Below are 18,043 nucleotides of genomic sequence, written 5' to 3' on the forward strand. Positions count from 1 at the left end.
TCAGTGGTTGACGTCCAGCTTCCCCTTCTGCAGCAGGTCATTGATGATGGCCTGGTTGTCCAGGGTGCCGTTCTGCGTCAGGTCGACGTTCTCCAGCACGATCTTCTGGTCGGCGCCCTGGCTGCCGATCTGGCCCTGGGTGTTGATGTTGATCACGGTATTGTTGCCGTCCTTCTGGAAGTTCAGGTACTGCGTCAGGCTGGCGTCCTTCTCGCCGATCAGCAGATCCTTCAGGTCGAGCACGTCGCCGCCGTCGGCCGGCCTGGCGGTCGAGAAGTCCTTGATGGTGTCGACCGTGGGGGCGGCGGTGGTGCCCTGGTCGTTCAGTTCCCAGCGGAAGGTGTCGCTGCCCGCGCCGCCCATCAGGGTGTCGTTGCCCTTGCCGCCAACCAGGGTGTCGTTGCCCGTGCCGCCGTCCAGGGTGTCGCTGCCCGACCCGCCGTACAGCTTGTCGTCGTCGGCCCCGCCATACAGCGTGTCGTCGCCGGTGCCGCCGTACAGCGTGTCCTTGCCCTCGTCGCCGTAGATCGTGTCGTTGCCGCCGCCGCCATAGATGATGTCGTCGCCGGTCCCGCCGCGGATGGTGTCGTCGCCGCCGCGCGGGTCGTCGGTGGCGTCGAACATCCCCGGATTGGCCTTGATGAAATCGTAGACCTCGTTGGTGGTCGGGGCGTGGCCGTTGGTGTAGGTCAGGTAGTCCGTCAGCGCCTTCATGCCGTCGCCATCGTGCGTGCCCGCCGCCACATTGCCCCACGACAGCTTGTCGGTATTGATGGTGTCGCCGAAGATGATGTCGGCGCCGGCGCCGCCGTCGATGATGTCGCTGCCGACGCTGGCGGGCGTCAGCGTGGTGCCGCCGCGCGTCAGCGCCGCGCCCAGGTCGCTGGCCTTGGTCACCGAGCCCACGTCGCCCGCGGGCGCCGCCACCACCGAGCTGGCCGCGTAGCTGGTCAGCGCGATGTCGTCGATGTTGATCGTGGCGGAGCGGGCGTTGTTGGTGTTGTCGATCACCTCGTACATGATGCGGTACGTGCCCGCCACCGCGATCTTCGATTCGATCGAGGTCGTCGCGTTGTAGCCCGATGCATTGCTGCCGCTGTCCACGGTCACCCATTTGCCGGTGGCCGTGTCGTAGCGCTGCAGCGTCCAGGTGAACTGGTCGCCCGCCACGAAGTTGGTGCTGGACGCCGTGAAGCTGACCTTGCCGAAGTTGCCCGAGTTGATGGTGAACGACGGGCTGGTCGCGGTGACCGAGCTGCCGCCCACGACGTCCGTGATCACCATGTTGCTGGCGGTCAGCGAACGCGACACCGAGGAGCCCAGCAGGCTGGTGCCCGTGGTGGTCCAGTTGGCGACGTTGTTCATGCCGGATGGCAGCAGCACGGTGTTGAAGTCCGCCAGCGAGGTGGACGTGCCCGTGCCGAACGTGACGTAGCTGGTCGCGCCCGTGCCGCCCGTGTTGTCGAACAGCTTCAGGTAATCGGTGTTGACGCTGTCGCCGATGCCGATCGCGTTGACCTTGCTGGTGCCGGCCAGCGGGTTGAATGCGTTGACCGATTCCTGCAGCGTGGTCACGTCCGTGCTGTTGCCGGTGCCGGCCACCACGCCCTTGGAATTGATGTAATAGGTCGGGTCGCCGTCGGTCAGGAAGTACGTGACGTTCTCGTAGCCGGACGCCGTCGACTTGCCCGCCGTGGTCTGGGCGTTGAACCACGTGACGGCGGTGTTGAAGGCCGCCTCGTAGTTCGTGCCGCCCGAGGCCGTCAGGTTGTTGATGGCCGTCAGCAGGCTGGACAGGTTGTTCTTGTTCAGGCCCTGCAGCGTCAGGGTCTGGCTGGCGTTGGTCGAGAAGCCGATCAGCGAGATGTTGACCGTGCCGTCGTGGTTGGACAGCTGGGTGGCCAGGTTGGTCAGCGCGTCCTTCAGCAGCTTCATCCGCGAGTTCGCGTACGCCACGCCGGTGGTGCCGTCCAGGCCCCAGGCCATGCTGCCCGAGGTGTCCACCACCAGGGCGATGTTGTAGTTCTTGCCGGCCTCCACGGTGGAGACCGTGCCGCCCTTGTCGCCGATGATGATGTCGTCGCCCGACCCGCCGGCGAGCGGCGCGCTGGCCGGGCTGCCGGTGTTGGCGCCCACGATCAGGTTGTCGGTCACCACGGCGAAGTTGTATTCGCCGGAGGTGTCCTTGCCGCCGTAGGCCGTGCCGCCCGCGTCCTGCACCTTGAAGCCGAACGAGGCGTCCAGTCCCGCGGAAGAGGGCGTGTAGACCAGCTTGCCCGCCGCGATGTCCGCCGGCGTGATGACCTGGTTGACCGTGACCGCGGCGCCGTTGAACGTCAGCGTGCCGTCGGTGGGCAGGCGCGAGATGATGACGCTCTGCTGCGCGTTGCCGTCGGTGTCGGTGAACGCGAAGTCGCCCGTCTTGAAGGTGTACTTCGTGCCGGTCTCGACGTTGGCCGAGTTGTCGGCGGACACCGGCGCATCGTTGGTGCCGACCACCGAGACCGTGATGGGCTGGACCGTCTTGCCGTCGCCCGCGGTCACGTTGAAGGACTCGGACAGCACCGCTCCCGGCGCCAGGTTCTGCACCGCCGCCAGGCCGTTGTCCAGCGAGTACGTCCAGTTGCCGCTGGCGTCGATGCTGAACGTGCCGTACTTGCCCGCCACGTTGGCCTGCGCGATGACGCCGCTTTCGCCGGCATCCGCGTCCACCACCGTCAGCTTGCCGGCGCTGGTCAGCGTGTAGTCCTCGATGACCTGGCCGGACGTCTGGCCGCTGATCACCGGCGCGTCGTCCGTGCCGGTGATGGTGACGGTGACGGTCTTCGTGTCCGTGCCGCCCTGGCCATCGCTGACCTGGACGGTATAGGTCTCCGTCACTACCTGACCGCCCTTCAGGGGCTGGGCCGCGGTGTTGTCCAGCGTGTAGGTCCACTTGCCGGTGGCGTCCACCGCGAAGGCGCCATAGGTGCCGCGCGCGGCGCCCGAGACCGAGTAGGTCAGCACGTCGCCGCTGTCCGCATCGGTGGCCGTCAGCTGGCCGGAGGAGGTCCGGGTGCCGTCCTCCGTGACGGCGCCCGCGACCACGCCCGACAGCCTGGGCGCGTCGTTGGTGCCCTGGATGGTCACCGAGACCTGGCTGGCGGTGCCGTCGGCGGACTTCACGGTGAACGTCTCGACGACCGACTTGCCGGCGCCCAGGGCCTGGACGGCGCTGCTGTTGTTGTCCAGGTTGTAGGTCCAGTTGCCGCCGGCGTCGATGGCGAAGGTGCCGTAGGCGCCCTTGGTGGATGCCTGCGCCTGGAACACGGCCTGGCCGGCGTCCGGATCCACCACGCTGAGCTTGCCGGTCGCGGTCAGCGTCGTGTCCTCCTTCAGCGTGCCGGCGTCGGAGCCGGGGGTGGCGGGCGTGATGATGGCGCCGTCGTCGGTGCCGTTGATGGTAACGGTGACGGTCTTGCTGTCCGTGCCGCCCTGGCCGTCGCTCACCTGCACCGTGTAGGTCTCGGTCACGCTCTGGCCGGTCTTCAGCACCTGCGCGGCGGCGTTGTCCAGCGTGTAGGTCCACTTGCCGGTGTTGGGATCCACCGCGAAGGCGCCGTACGTGCCCTTGGCACTGCCCGCGACCGAATAGGTCATCTTGTCGCCGACGTCGATGTCGGTGCCCGTGAGCGTGCCGGTCGCGGTCTTGATGCCGTCTTCCGTGACCGAGCCCGTCACGTCGCCCGCCAGCTTGGGCACGTCGTTGGTGCCCTGGATGGTGACGGTGACCTGGCTGGTGGTGCCGTCGGCGGACTTCACCGAGAAGGTCTCGGTCATGGTCTTGCCGGCGCCCAGCGCCTGCACCGCGGCATTGCTGTTGTCCAGCGTGTAGGCCCACGCGCCGGTGGTGCCGATGGAGAATGTGCCGTACTGGCCGCGCGTGGCCAGCTGCGCCTGGAAGAAGGACTGGCCGGCGTCCGGATCGTTCACGTCCAGGTTGCCGCCGGTCAGCAGCGTGCCGTCTTCCTTGACGATGCCCTGGTCCGCGCCCGGCGTGCGCGGCGTGATGATGGCCGCGCTTTCCGTGCCGTTGATGGTGACGGTGACGGTCTTCACGTCCACGCCGCCCTGGCCGTCGGCGACCTGCACGACGTAGCTTTCCTTCACGACCTGGCCGGCGGACAGCGCCTGCGCGGCCGCGTTGTCCAGCGTGTAGGTCCACTTGCCGGTGTTGGGGTCGACGGCGAAGGCACCGTACAGGCCCTTGTTGACGCCCACGACCGAGTAGCTCAGATTGTCGCCGACGTCGACGTCGGTGCCCGTGAGCTGGCCGGTGGCGGTCTGCACGCCGTTTTCCGTGACCGTGCCGGTCACTTCGCCGGCCAGCCTGGGCGCGTCGTTGGTGCCCCAGATGGTGACCGTGACCTGGCTGGTGGTGCCGTCGGCGGACTTCACCGAGAAGGTTTCGGTCATGGACTTGCCGAAGCCGAGCGCCTGCACGGCGCTGTTGCCGTTGTCCAGGTTGTAGGCCCAGGTGCCGGCCGCGTCGATGCTGAACGTGCCGTACTGGCCCTTGGTGCCCAGCTGGGTCTGGAAGTACGACTGCCCGAAGTCCGCGTCCAGCACGCTGAGCTGGCCGCCGGTGCCCAGGGTCACGTCTTCCTTCAGCAGGCCCGCGTCGGAACCGGGCAGGGTGGGGACGATGATGGCCGAATCGTCGGTGCCGTTGATGGTGATGTTGACCGTCTTGGCGTCCGTGCCGCCCTGGCCGTCGCTGACCAGAACGGTGTAGGCCTCGGTCACCGTCTGGCCCGACTTCAGCACCTGGGCTGCCGCGTTGTCCAGCGTGTAGGTCCACTTGCCGGTGTTGGGATCCACCGTGAAGGCGCCATAGGTGCCGATGTAGATGCCCGAGACCGAGTAGGTCAGCTTGTCGCCGGCATCCACGTCGGTGCCCGCGAGCGTGCCGGTGGCGGTCTTCACGCCGTCTTCCGTGACCGCGCCCGTGACGTCGCCCGACAGCCTGGGCGCGTCGTTGGTGCCCTGCACGGTGACAGTGACCTGACTGGTGGTGCCGTCGGCGGACTTCACCGAGAAGCTCTCGGTGATGAACTTGCCCGCGCCCAGCGCCTGCACGGCATTGCTGCCGTTGTCGAGGTTGTAGGTCCAATTGCCGTTGGCGTCGATGGCGAAGGTGCCGTAGGCGCCCCGGGTGGCCGCTTGGGCCTGGAACACGGCCTGGCCCGCGTCCGGATCGTACACGTCGAGCTTGCCGCCCGTCGCCAGCGACACGTCCTCGCGGACGATGCCCAGGTCCGAGCCCGGCAGGCGCGGCGTGATGATGGCCACGTCGTCGGTGCCGTTGATGGTGATGCTGACGACCCTGGTGTCCGTGCCGCCCTGGCCGTCGCTGACCTGCACCGTATAGGTCTCGGTCACGGCCTGGCCCGACTTCAGTACTTGCGCCGCGGCGTTGTCCAGCACGTAGGCCCACTTGCCCGTGTTGGGGTCCACGCCGAATGCGCCATAGGCGCCCAGGCCCGAGCCCATGACCGTGTAGGTCAGGCGGTCGCCCGCGTCCACGTCGGCGCCGGTCAGGGTGCCGGTGGCGGTGCGGGTGCCGTCCTCGGTGACGCTGCCCGTGACGTCGCCCGAGAGCTTCGGCACGTCGTTGGTGCCCTGCACGGTGACGGTGACCTGGCTGGTGGTGCCGTCGGCCGACTTCACCGTGAAAGTGTCGGTGACCGACTTGCCCGCGCCCAGCGACTGGACGGCCGCGCTGTCGTTGTCCAGGTTGTAGGTCCAGTTGCCGCTGGCGTCGATGGCGAAGGTGCCGTAGGCGCCCTTGGTGGACGCCTGCGCCTGGAACACGGCCTGGCCCGCATCCGGGTCCGCCACGTCGAGCTTGCCGCCCGCCGACAGCGTGCCGTCCTCGCGGACGGCGCCCGCGTCCGCGCCCGGGGTGTGGGGCGTGATGACGGCGGTGTCGTCGGTGCCGTTGATGGTGATGTTGACGGTCTTCGTGTCCGTGCCGCCCTGGCCGTCGCTGACCTGGACGGTGTACGTCTCGGTCACGGCCTGGCCGCTGACCAGCATCTGGGCCGCGCTGTTGTCCAGCATGTAGGTCCACTTGCCCGTGGCGTCGACCGCGAACGCGCCGTAGGCGCCCTTGGTCGCACCCACGACGGAGTAGCTCAGCACGTCGCCGGTGTCGACGTCGACGCCGGTCAGCCTGCCCGTCGCGGTCCTGGTGCCGTCCTCGGTCACCGAGCCGGTGACCTCGCCAGACAGCTTCGGCGCGTCGTTGGTGCCCAGCACGGTGACGGTGACCTGGCTGGTGGTGCCATCGGCGGACTTCACCGAGAACACGTCGGTGACCGACTTGCCCGCGCCCAACGCCTGCACGGCGCTGCTGGTGTTGTCGAGGTTGTAGGTCCAGCTGCCATTGGCGTCGACGGCGAAGGTGCCGTACGTACCCTTGGTGCCGGCCTGTGCCTGGAACACCGCCTGGCCCGCGTCCACGTCGACCACGTCGAGCTTGCCGGCGGCCGTCAGCGTGCCGTCCTCGCGCACCGCGCCCAGGTCCGCGCCCGGGGTGTGCGGCGTGATGATGGCGGCGTCGTCGGTGCCGTTGATGGTGATGCTGACGACCTTGGTGTCGGTGCCGCCCTGGCCGTCGGAGACCTGCACGGTGTAGGTCTCGGTCACCGCCTGGCCCGACTTCAGCACCTGCGCGGCGCTGTTGTCCAGCGTGTAGGTCCACTTGCCGGTGTTGGGATCGATGGCGAAGGCGCCGTAGGTGCCCGTGGCATTGCCCGTGACCGCGTAGGTGAGCTTGTCGCCCGCGTCCACGTCCGTGCCGGCCAGCGTGCCCGTGGCGGTTTTGGTGCCGTCTTCCGTGACCGAGCCGGTGACGTCGCCGGACAGCTTCGGCGCGTCGTTGGTGCCTTGCACCGTGACGGTGACCTGGCTGGTCGTGCCGTCGGCCGACTTCACCGTGAAGGTGTCGGTGACGGACTTGCCCGCGCCCAGCGCCTGGACGGCGTTGCTGCTGTTGTCCAGGTTGTAGGTCCAGTTGCCGTTGGCGTCGATGGCGAAGGTGCCATAAGCGCCCTTGGTGGCGGTCTGCGTCTGGAACACGGCCTGGCCCGCGTCGGGGTCGGCCACGTCCAGCTTGCCGCCCGCCGACAGCGTGCCGTCTTCCTTGACGGCTCCCGCGTCCGCGCCCGGAGTGTGGGGCGTGATGACGGCCACGTCGTCGGTGCCGTTGATGGTGACGCTGACCGTCTTGGTGTCCGTGCCGCCCTGGCCATCGCTGACCTGCACCGTATAGGTTTCGGTCACGGCCTGACCGGACTTCAGCACCTGCGCGGCGCTGTTGTCCAGCGTGTAGGTCCACTTGCCGGTGCTGGCATCGACCGTGAAGGCGCCAAAGGTGCCTTTGGCGTTGCCGGCGACGGAGTAGGTGAGCTTGTCGCCGACGTCGATGTCCGTGCCCGTCAGCGTGCCGGTCGCGGTCTTGACGCCATCTTCGGTGACCGTGCCCGTGGCCTCGCCCGACAGCCTGGGTGCGTCGTTGGTGCCCTGGATGGTGACCGTGACGTCGTGCGTGGTGCCGTCGGCCGACTTGACGGTGATCGTTTCCGTCATGGTCTTGCCCGCGCCCAGCGCCTGGACAGCCGGGTTGGTGTTGTCCAGCGTGTAGACCCACGCGCCCGTGGTGCCGATGGAGAAGGTGCCGTACTGGCCCTTGGTGGCCAGCTGCGCCTGGAAGTACGACTGGCCGACGTCGGCATCCGTGATGTCCAGATTGCCGGCGGCGACCAGCGTGCCGTCTTCCTTCACCGTTCCCAGGTCGGCGCCCGGCGTGCGCGGCGTGATGATCGCGCCATCGTCGGTGCCGTTGATGGTGACGGTGACCGTCTTCACGTCCACGCCGCCCAGCCCGTCGCTGACCTGCACGACGTAGGTTTCCTTGATGCTCTGGCCCGCCGTCAGGCCCTGTGCCGCGGCGTTGTCCAGCGTGTAGGTCCACTTGCCGGTGTTGGCATCGACGGCGAAGGAACCCAACACGCCGGTGTTCGCGCCCACCACCGAATAGGTCAGCTTGTCGCCCACGTCGATGTCGGTGCCTACGAGCTGGCCGGTGGCGGTCTGCACGCCGTCCTCGGTGACCGTGCCCGTGACGTCCCCGGACAGCGTGGGCCGGTCGTTGGTGCCCCAGATGGTGACGGTGACGTCGTGCGTGGTGCCGTCGGCCGACCGGACCGTGAAGGTCTCGGACAGCGACTTGCCGAAGCCCAGCGCCTGCACCGCGGGGTCGCCGTTGTGCAGGTCGTAGGCCCAGGTGCCGGCCGCGTCGATGGAGAAGTGGCCATACTGGCCCTTGGTCGCCAGTTGCGGCTGGAAGTACGACTGGCCGAAATCCGGGTCCAGCACGCTCAGTTGGCCGCCGGTGCCCAGCGTCACGTCTTCCTTCAAGACGCCCGAGTCCGAGCCCGGCAGGGTCGGCACGATGATGGCCGCGTCGTCGGTGCCGTTGATGGTGATGGAGACGGTCTTCGTGTCCGTGCCGCCCTGGCCGTCGCTGACCTGGACGGTATAGGTTTCCGTGACCGTCTGGCCCGACTTCAGCACCTGGGCGGCATTGTTGTCCAGCGTGTAGGTCCACTTGCCGGTGTCGGCGTCGACCGTGAAGGCGCCGTAGGTGCCGATGTAGATGCCCGAGACCGAGTACGTCAGCTTGTCGCCGGCATCCACGTCGGCGCCGGCGAGGGTGCCGGTGGCGGTCCTCACGCCGTCTTCGGTGACCGATCCCGAGACGTCGCCCGACAGCGTGGGCGCGTCGTTGGTGCCCTGGATGGTCACGGTGACCTGGCTGGTGGTGCCGTCGGCCGACATCACCGAGAAGGTCTCGGTCATGAACTTGCCCGCGCCCAGCGCCTGCACGGCGGGGTCGGCATTGTTCAGGTTGTAGGTCCAGTTGCCGCTGGCGTCGACGGCGAAGGTACCGTGCGCGCCTTGCGTGCCGGCCTGCGCCTGGAAGACCGCCTGGCCGGCGTCCGGATCGAACACGTCCAGCTTGCCGCCGGTGGCCAGCGTGCCGTCCTCGCGGACATAGCCCAGGTCGGCGCCGGGCAGGTGCGGCACGATGATGGCGGCGTCATCCGTGCCGTTGATGGTGATGGAGACGGTCTTCGTGTCCGTGCCGCCCTGGCCGTCGCTGACCTGCACCGTATAGGTCTCGGTCACGGTCTGGCCGGACTTCAGCGCCTGTGCGGCGCCGTTGTCCAGCACGTAGGCCCATTTGCCCGTGCCGGGATCGACCGCGAAGGCCCCGTAGGCGCCGACGGGCGAGCCCAGCACCGTGTACGTCAGCCGGTCGCCGGCATCCACGTCCACGCCCGTGAGCGTGCCGCTGGCGATCTTCGTGCCATCCTCGGTGACCGAGCCGGTGACGTCGCCCGACAGCCTGGGCGCGTCGTTGGTGCCCTGGATGGTGACCGTGACGTCGTGCGTGGTGCCGTCGGCCGACCTGACGGTGAAGGTCTCGGACACGGACTTGCCCGCGCCCAGCGCCTGCACGGCGTTGCTGTTGTTGTCGAGGTTGTAGGTCCAGTTGCCGCTGGCGTCCACGGCGAAGGTGCCATAGGCGCCCTTGGTGGCCGCTTGCGCCTGGAACACCGCCTGGCCCGCGTCGGGGTCCGCCACGTCGAGCTTGCCGCCCGCCGACAGCGTGCCGTCCTCGCGGACGGCGCCCGCGTCCGCGCCCGGGGTGTGGGGCGTGATGACGGCGGTGTCGTCGGTGCCGTTGATGGTGATGTTGACGGTCTTCGTGTCCGTGCCGCCCTGGCCGTCGCTGACCTGGACGGTGTACGTCTCGGTCACGGTCTGGCCGGACTTGAGCACCTGCGCGGCGCTGTTGTCCAGCGTGTAGGTCCACTTGCCGGTGTTCGGATCCACGGCGAACGCGCCGTAGGTGCCCGCGGCGCTGCCCACCACCGAGTAGGTGAGCTTGTCCCCCGCATCCACGTCCGCCCCGGTGAGTTGGCCGGTGGCGGACTTCACGCCATCCTCGGTGGCCGCGCCCGTGACCTGGCCGGACAGCACCGGCGCGTCGTTGGTGCCCTGGATGGTGACGGTGACGTCATGCGTGGTGCCGTCGGCGGACTTGACGGTGAAGGTCTCGGTGACGGACTTGCCCGCGCCCAGCGCCTGCACGGCGTTGCTGTTGTTATCGAGGTTGTAGGTCCAGTTGCCGCTGGCGTCCACGGCGAAGGTGCCATAGGCGCCCTTGGTGGCGGCCTGGGCCTGGATGACGGCCTGGCCCGCGTCGGGGTCGGCCACGTCCAGCTTGCCGCCCGCCGACAGCGTGCCGTCCTCGCGGACGGCGCCCGTATCGGCGCCCGGGGTATGGGGCGTGATGATGGCGGCGTCGTCGGTGCCGTTGATGGTCACCGACACGGTCCTGGTGTCGGTGCCGCCCTGGCCATCGCTGACCTGCACCGTATAGGTCTCGGTCACGGCCTGGCCGGACTTCAGCACTTGCGCGGCGCTGTTGTCCAGCGTGTAGGTCCACTTGCCGGTGTTGGCATCGACCGTGAAGGTGCCGTACGTGCCCTTGGCATTGCCGGTGACGGAGTAGGTCAGCGTGTCGCCGACGTCGACGTCCGTGCCGGTGAGGGTGCCCGTGGCGGTCTTGACGCCATCTTCGGTGACCGAGCCCGTTACGTCGCCCGACAGGCGGGGCAGGTCGTTGGTGCCCTGGATGGTGACCGTGACGTCGTGCGTGGTGCCGTCGGCGGACTTGACGGTGATGATCTCCGTCATGGTCTTGCCCGCGCCCAGCGCCTGCACGGCCGGGTTGGTGTTGTCCAGGGTGTAGACCCACGCGCCGGTGGTGCCGATGGAGAAGGTGCCGTACTGGCCCTTGGTCGCCAGTTGCGCCTGGAAGTACGACTGGCCCGCATCCGCGTCGGACACGTCCAGGTTGCCGCTGGCGACCAGCGTGCCGTCCTCCTTCACGGTGCCGAGATCCGCGCCCGGCGTGCGCGGCGTGATGACCGCGCCGTCGTCGGTGCCGTTGATGGTGACGGTGACGGTCTTCACGTCCACGCCGCCCAGGCCGTCGCTGACCTGCACGACATAGGTTTCCTTGATGCTCTGGCCCGCGGTCAGGCCCTGCGCGGCGGCGTTGTCCAGCGTGTAGGTCCACTTGCCGGTGTTGGGATCGACCGCGATGGACCCGTACAGGCCCTTGTTCGCGCCGACGATCGAGTAGCTCAGCTTGTCACCGACGTCGATGTCGGTGCCGGTGAGCTGTCCGGTGGCGGTCTGCACGCCGTCCTCGGTCACCGCGCCGGTGGCTTCGCCCGACAGCCTGGGCACGTCGTTGGTGCCCCAGATGGTGACGGTGACGTCGTGCGTGGTGCCGTCGGCCGACTTGACCGTGAAGGTCTCGCTCATCGACTTGCCGAAGCCCAGCGCCTGCACGGCGGGGTCGCCGTTGTGCAGCTCGTAGGCCCACGTGCCGGCCGCGTCGATGGAGAAGTGGCCGTACCGGCCCTGGGTCGCCAGCTGCGGCTGGAAGTAGGCCTCGCCGAAGTCGAAGTCGATCACGTCCAGCTTGCCGCCCGTGACCAGCACGAGGTCTTCCTTCAGCGTGCCGCTGTCGCCGCCGGGCAGGTGCGGGAAGATGATGGCGTCGTTGTCGGTGCCGTGGATGCTGATCGTGACGGTCTTGATGTCCGTGCCGCCCTGGCCGTCGCTGACCTGGACGTCGTAGGTCTCGGTCACGGTCTGGCCGGACTTCAGCGGCCCGGCCGCGTTGTTGTCCAGCGTGTAGGTCCACTTGCCCGTGGCGGCGTCGACGCTGAAGGCGCCGTACGTACCCTTCGCATTGCCCGAGACCGCGTAGGTCAGGGTGTCGCCGGTGTCGACGTCCGCGCCGGTCAGCGTGCCGCTGGCCGTCTTCGTGCCGTTCTCCGTGACGGAGCCGGTCACGTCGCCGGACAGCCTGGGCGCGTCATTCGTGCCCTGGATGGTGACCGTGACCTGGCTGGTCGTGCCGTCGGCCGACTTCACCGAGAAGGTCTCGGTCATCGACTTGCCGGCGCCCAGCGCCTGCACGGCCGGGTCGGCGTTGTTCAGGTTGTAGGTCCAGTTGCCGTTGGCGTCGATGGCGAAGGTGCCGTGCGCGCCCGGCGTGCCGGCTTGCGCCTGGAACACGGCCTGGCCGGCATCGGGGTCGGCCACGTCCAACTTGCCGCCGGTGCTCAGTGCGCCGTCTTCGCGGACGGCGCCCGCGTCCGCCCCCGGCGTGTGCGGCGTGATGACGGCGGTGTCGTCGGTGCCGTTGATGGTGATCGAGACCGTCTTCGTGGCCGTGCCGCCCTGTCCATCGCTGACCTGCACGTTGTAGGTCTCGGTGACGCTCTGGCCCGACCGCAGCACCTGCGCGGCGCTGTTGTCCAGGGTGTAGGTCCACTTGCCGGTGTCGGCATCGACGGCGAAGGCGCCATACGTGCCCGTGGTCGCGCCCGCCACCGAATAGCTCAGCCTGTCGCCGACGTCGATGTCGGCGCCGGTGAGTTGGCCGGTGGCCGTCTTGACGCCGTCTTCCGTGACCGAGCCGGTGACGGCGCCGGACAGCGTCGGGGCATCGTTGGTGCCCTGGATGGTGACGGTGACGTCGTGCGTCGTGCCGTCGGCAGACTTGACCGTGAAGGTCTCCGCCAGCGTCTTCCCGGCACCCAGCGCCTGCACGGCCGGGTCGGCGTTGTTCAGGCTGTAGGTCCAGTTGCCGCTGGCGTCGATGCCGAAGGTGCCATGCGCGCCCTGCGTGCCGATCTGCGCCTGGAACACGGCCTGGCCGGCGTCGGGATCGGCCACGTCCAGCTTGCCGCTGGTCGTCCGCGCGCCATCTTCCTGCACGGTGCCCAGGTCCGCGCCAGGAGTGTGCGCGGTGATCACGGCGGTGTCGTCGGTGCCGTTGATGGTGACGCTGATCGTCTGCGTGGCCGTGCCGCCATGTCCATCGCTGACCTGCACGGTATAGGTTTCGGTGACGCTCTGGCCGGCCGTCAGCACCTGCGCGGCGCTGTTGTCCAGGGTGTAGGTCCACTTGCCGGTCGCGGCATCGACCGTGAACGCGCCGTACGTCCCGCTGGCGGTGCCCACCACGGCATAGGTGTGCGTGTCGGTGGCGTCGAGGTCGGTCGCCGTCAGTTGGCCGGTGGCCGTCTTGACGCCGTCCTCCGTGACGGAACCCGTCAGTTCGCCGGACAGTACCGGCGCATCGTTGGTGCCCTGGATGGTGACCGTGATGTCGTGCGTGGTGCCGTCGGCGGCCTTGACCGTGAAGGTCTCGCTCAGCGATTCGTTGGCGCCCAGCGCACGCACGGCCGCGTCGCCGCCGTTCAGGTTGTAGGTCCAGTTGCCGCTGGCGTCGACGGTGAAGGTGCCGTGCGCGCCTTGGGTGCCCGCCTGCGCCTGGAAGACGGCCTGGCCGGCATCCGAATCGGTGATGTCGAGCTTGCCGCTGGCGGTCAGGGCGCCCTCGGCCACCGCGCCGGCATCGGCGCCAGGCGCGTGCGGCGCGATGACCGCACCGTCGTCCGTGCCGTTGATGGTGACGGTGATGGCCTGGGTATCCGTGCCGCCATGGCCATCGCTGACCTGCACCGTGTAGGTCTCGGTCACGCTCTGGCCGCTGGTCAGCGCCTGTGCGGCGCTGTTGTCCAGGGTGTACGTCCACTTGCCGTTGGCGTCGACGCTGAAGGCGCCATAGGCTCCGGTGGCGTTGCCGACCACGGAATAGGTGTGCGTGTCGGTGGCGTCGGCGTCGGCGGTCGTCAGCTGTCCGGTGGCCGTCTTCACGCCGTCTTCCGTGACGGAGCCGGTCAGTTCGCCCGACAGCACGGGCGCGTCGTTGGTCCCTTGGATCGTGACCGTGACGTCGTGCGTGCTGCCATCGGCCGACTTCACCGTGAAGGTCTCGGTCAGCGACTCGTTGGCGCCCAGCGCGCGCACAGCGGCGTCGCCGCCGTTCAGCGCATAGGTCCAGTTGCCGTCGGCATCGATGCTGAACGCGCCATGCTGGCCCTGCGTGCCGGCCTGGGCCTGGAACACGGCCTGGCCCAGGTCCGGATCGGTCACGTCCAGCTTGCCGCCGGCGCTCAGCGCGGCTTCGTCCACCGTGCCGGCATCGGCGCCAGGCGCGTGCGGGGCGATGATCGCGCCGTCGTCCGTGCCGTTGATGGTGACGGTGATGGTCTGGGTGTCCGTGCCGCCGTGGCCGTCGCTGACCTGGACCGTGTAGGTTTCCGTGATGGCCTCGCCGCCCTTCAGGGCCTGCGCGGCGGCGTTGTCCAGCGTATACGTCCACTTGCCGTTGGCATCGACGGCGAACGCGCCGTAGGTGCCGGCGGCGTTGCCGACCACGGAGTAGGTGAGGGTGTCAGTGGTGTCCACGTCGACGGCCGTCAGCTGGCCGGTGGCCGTCTTCACGCCGTCTTCCGTGACGGAGCCGGTCAGTTCGCCCGACAGCGTGGGCGCATCGTTGGTGCCCTGGATGGTGACCGTGACGTCGTGCGTGCTGCCGTCGGCGGCCTTGACCGTGAAGGTCTCGGTCAGTGTCTCGTTCGCGCCTAGCGCGCGCACGGCAGCATCGCCGCTGTTCAGGTTGTAGGTCCAGTTGCCGTTGGCATCGATGGTGAAGGCGCCATGCGCGCCTTGCGTGCCGGTCTGCGTCTGGAAGACGGCCTGGCCCGCGTCGGGATCTGTGATGTCGAGCTTGCCGCTGGTCGCCAGCGACCCCTCGGCCACCGTACCTGCATCGGCGCCGGGCGCATGCGGCGTGATGATCGCGCCGTCGTCCGTGCCGTTGATGGTCACGGTGATGACCTGGGTATCCGTGCCGCCGTGCCCATCGCTGACCTGCACCGTATAGGTCTCGGTCACGCTCTGGCCGCCTTTCAATGCCTGGGCGGCATCGTTGTCCAGCGTGTACGTCCACTTGCCCGTGGCGGGATCGACGGCGAACGCGCCGTAGGCGCCCGTGGCCGAGCCGACCACCGCATAGGTGTGCGTATCGGTGGCGTCGGCGTCGGTGGCGGTCAGCTGGCCGGTGGCCGTCTTGACGCCGTCTTCCGTGACCGAGCCGGTCAATTCGCCGGACAGTGCGGGCGCATCGTTGGTGCCCTGGATCGTGACCGTGATGTCGTGCGTGCTGCCGTCGGCCGCGCGCACCGTGAACGTTTCCGTCAGCGACTCATTGGTGCCGAGGGCGCGCACCGCGGCGTCGCCGCTGTTCAACGCATAGGTCCAGTTGCCGTTGGCATCGATGGAGAAGGCGCCGTGCGCGCCTTGCGTGCCCGTCTGCGCCTGGAAGCTCGCCTGGCCGGCGTCGGGGTCGGTGATGTCCAGCTTGCCGCTGGTCGTCAGCGCGCCTTCGGCCACGCTGCCGGCATCGGCGCCTGGGGCGTGCGGCGCGATGATCGCGCCGTCGTCCGTACCATTGATGGTGACGGAGATGGTCTTGGTATCCGTGCCGCCGTGGCCGTCGCTGACCTGGACGGTATAGGTTTCCGTGACCGCTTCGCCGCCCTTCAGGGCCTGCGCGGCGGCGTTGTCCAGCGTGTAAGTCCACTTGCCGGTGGCATCGACGCTGAACGCGCCGTACGTGCCGGCGGCATTGCCGGCCACGGAGTAGGTGAGGGTGTCGGTCGTGTCGACGTCGACGGCCGTCAGCTGGCCGGACGCCGTCTTCACGCCGTCTTCCGTGACCGAGCCGGTCAGTTCGCCGGACAGCACCGGCGCCTCGTTGGTGCCCTGGATCGTGACCGTGACGTCATGCGTCGAGCCATCGGCCGCGCGCACCGTGAAGGTCTCGGTGAACGACTCGTTGGCGCCGAGCGCGCGCACGGCGGCATCGCCGGCATTCAGCGCATAGGTCCAGTTGCCATTGGCGTCGATGGCAAACGTGCCGTGCGCGCCTTGCGTGCCCGTTTGCGTCTGGAAGACGGCCTGGCCCGCATCCGGGTCGGCGATGTCCAGCTTGCCGCTGGCGGTCAACGCGCCTTCGGCCACCGTGCCCGCATCGGCGCCAGGCGCATGCGGCGTGACGATCGCGCCGTCGTCCGTGCCATTGACGGTGACGGTGACGACCTGGGTGTCGGTGCCGCCGTGGCCGTCGCTGACCTGCACCGTATAGGTCTCGGTCACGCTCTGGCCGCCTTTCAGGGCCTGTGCGGCGTCGTTGTCCAGCGTGTACGTCCACTTGCCGGTGGCGGGATCGACGGCGAACGCGCCGTAGGCGCCCGCGGCGGCGCCGACGACGGCGTAGCTGTGCGTGTCCGTCGTGTCGGGGTCGGCCGCGGCCAACTGGCCCGTGGCCGTCTTGACACCGTCTTCCGTCACGGAACCGGTCAGCTCGCCCGACAGCGTCGGGGCGTCGTTGGTACCCTGGATCGTGACCGTGACGTCGTGCGTCGAGCCGTCGGCCGCGCGCACCGTGAAGGTCTCCGTGAACGACTCGTTGGCGCCCAGGGCACGCACGGCGGCGTCGCCGGGGTTCAACGCGTAGGTCCAGTTGCCGTTGGCATCGACCGAGAACGCGCCATGCGCGCCCGGCGTACCCGTCTGCGTCTGGAAGCTTGCCTGGCCGGCGTCGGGGTCGGCGATGTCGAGCTTGCCGCTGGCGGTTGACGCGCCCTCGGCAACCGTGCCGGTATCCGCGCCCGGCGCATGCGGCGTGATGACCGCGCCATCGTCCGTGCCGTTGATGGTCACGGTGATGGTCTGGGTGTCCGTACCGCCATGGCCGTCGCTGACCTGGACCGTATACGTTTCCGTGACGCTCTGGCCGGCCTTGAGCACCTGTGCCGCGCTGTTGTCCAGCGTGTAGGTCCACTTGCCGGTGTTCGGATCCACGGCGAAGGCGCCGTAGGTGCCCGCCGCGGAACCGACCACCGCATAGCTGTGCGTGTCGGTGGTGTCGAGGTCGGTGGTCGTCAACTGGCCGGTGGCCGTCTTGACGCCATCCTCCGTGACCGAACCGGTCAGTTCCCCGGACAGCACCGGGGCGTCGTTGGTGCCCTGGATGGTCACCGTGATGTCGTGCGTCGACCCATCGGCCGCCCGGACGGTGAAGATTTCGGTCACAGACTCGTTGGCGCCCAGCGCGTGAATCGCGGCGTCGCCGCTGTTCAACGCGTAGGTCCAGTTGCCGTTCGCATCGATGGAGAAGGCGCCGTGCGCGCCTTGCGTGCCGGCCTGCGTCTGGAAGGTCGCCTGGCCCGCGTCGGGGTCGGTGATGTCCAGCTTGCCGCTGGCGGTCAATGCGCCTTCGGCAACGGTGCCGGCATCCGCGCCCGGCGCATGCGGGGCGATGATCGCGCCGTCATCGGTGCCGTTGATGGTAACGGTGATGACCTGGGTGTCCGTGCCGCCATGGCCATCGCTGACCTGGACTGTATAGGTCTCGGTGGCGGCCTCGCCGCCCTTCAGGGCCTGCGCGGCGGCGTTGTCCAGCGTGTACGTCCACTTGCCGTTGGCGTCGACGGCGAAAGCGCCGTAGGCGCCCGTCGTCGCACCGACGACGGAGTAGGTGTGTGTGTCCGTCGTGTCGGCATCGGCCGTGGCCAGCTGGCCAGTGGCCGTCTTCACGCCATCTTCCGTGACCGAACCGGTCAGCTCCCCGGACAGCACCGGGGCGTCGTTGGTGCCTTGGATCGTGACGGTGACGTCGTGCGTCGAGCCATCGGCCGCGCGTACCGTGAAGGTTTCGGTGAACGACTCGTTGGCGCCCAATGCGCGTACCGCGGCATCGCCGCTGTTCAGTGCATAGGTCCAGTTGCCGTTGGTATCGATGGAGAACGCGCCGTGCGCGCCCTGCGTGCCGGTCTGCGCCTGGAACGACGCCTGGCCCGCATCGGGATCGCTGATATCGAGCTTGCCGCTGGTGGTCAACGCGTTATCCGCGACGGTGCCGGCATCGGCGCCCGGGGCGTGCGGCGTGATGATCGCGCCGTCGTCCGTGCCGTTGATGGTCACGGTGATG

General features: G+C 68.7%; 1 protein-coding gene (cut by a window edge). It reads right to left on the reverse strand.

Going from position 1 to position 18,043, the window contains the following annotated elements; all coding sequences use genetic code 11:
* On the reverse strand, positions 1–18,043 hold the 3' end of the coding sequence (locus FS845_RS26470; RefSeq protein WP_186332216.1) for a VCBS domain-containing protein. It continues 21,161 nt past the right edge of the window; only the last 18,043 of its 39,204 coding nucleotides appear in the window; its start codon lies beyond the right edge, outside the window; the stop codon is at positions 1–3.

The sequence above is a fragment of the Bordetella genomosp. 13 genome, from assembly GCF_007679965.1.
GTDB lineage: Bacteria > Pseudomonadota > Gammaproteobacteria > Burkholderiales > Burkholderiaceae_B > Bordetella.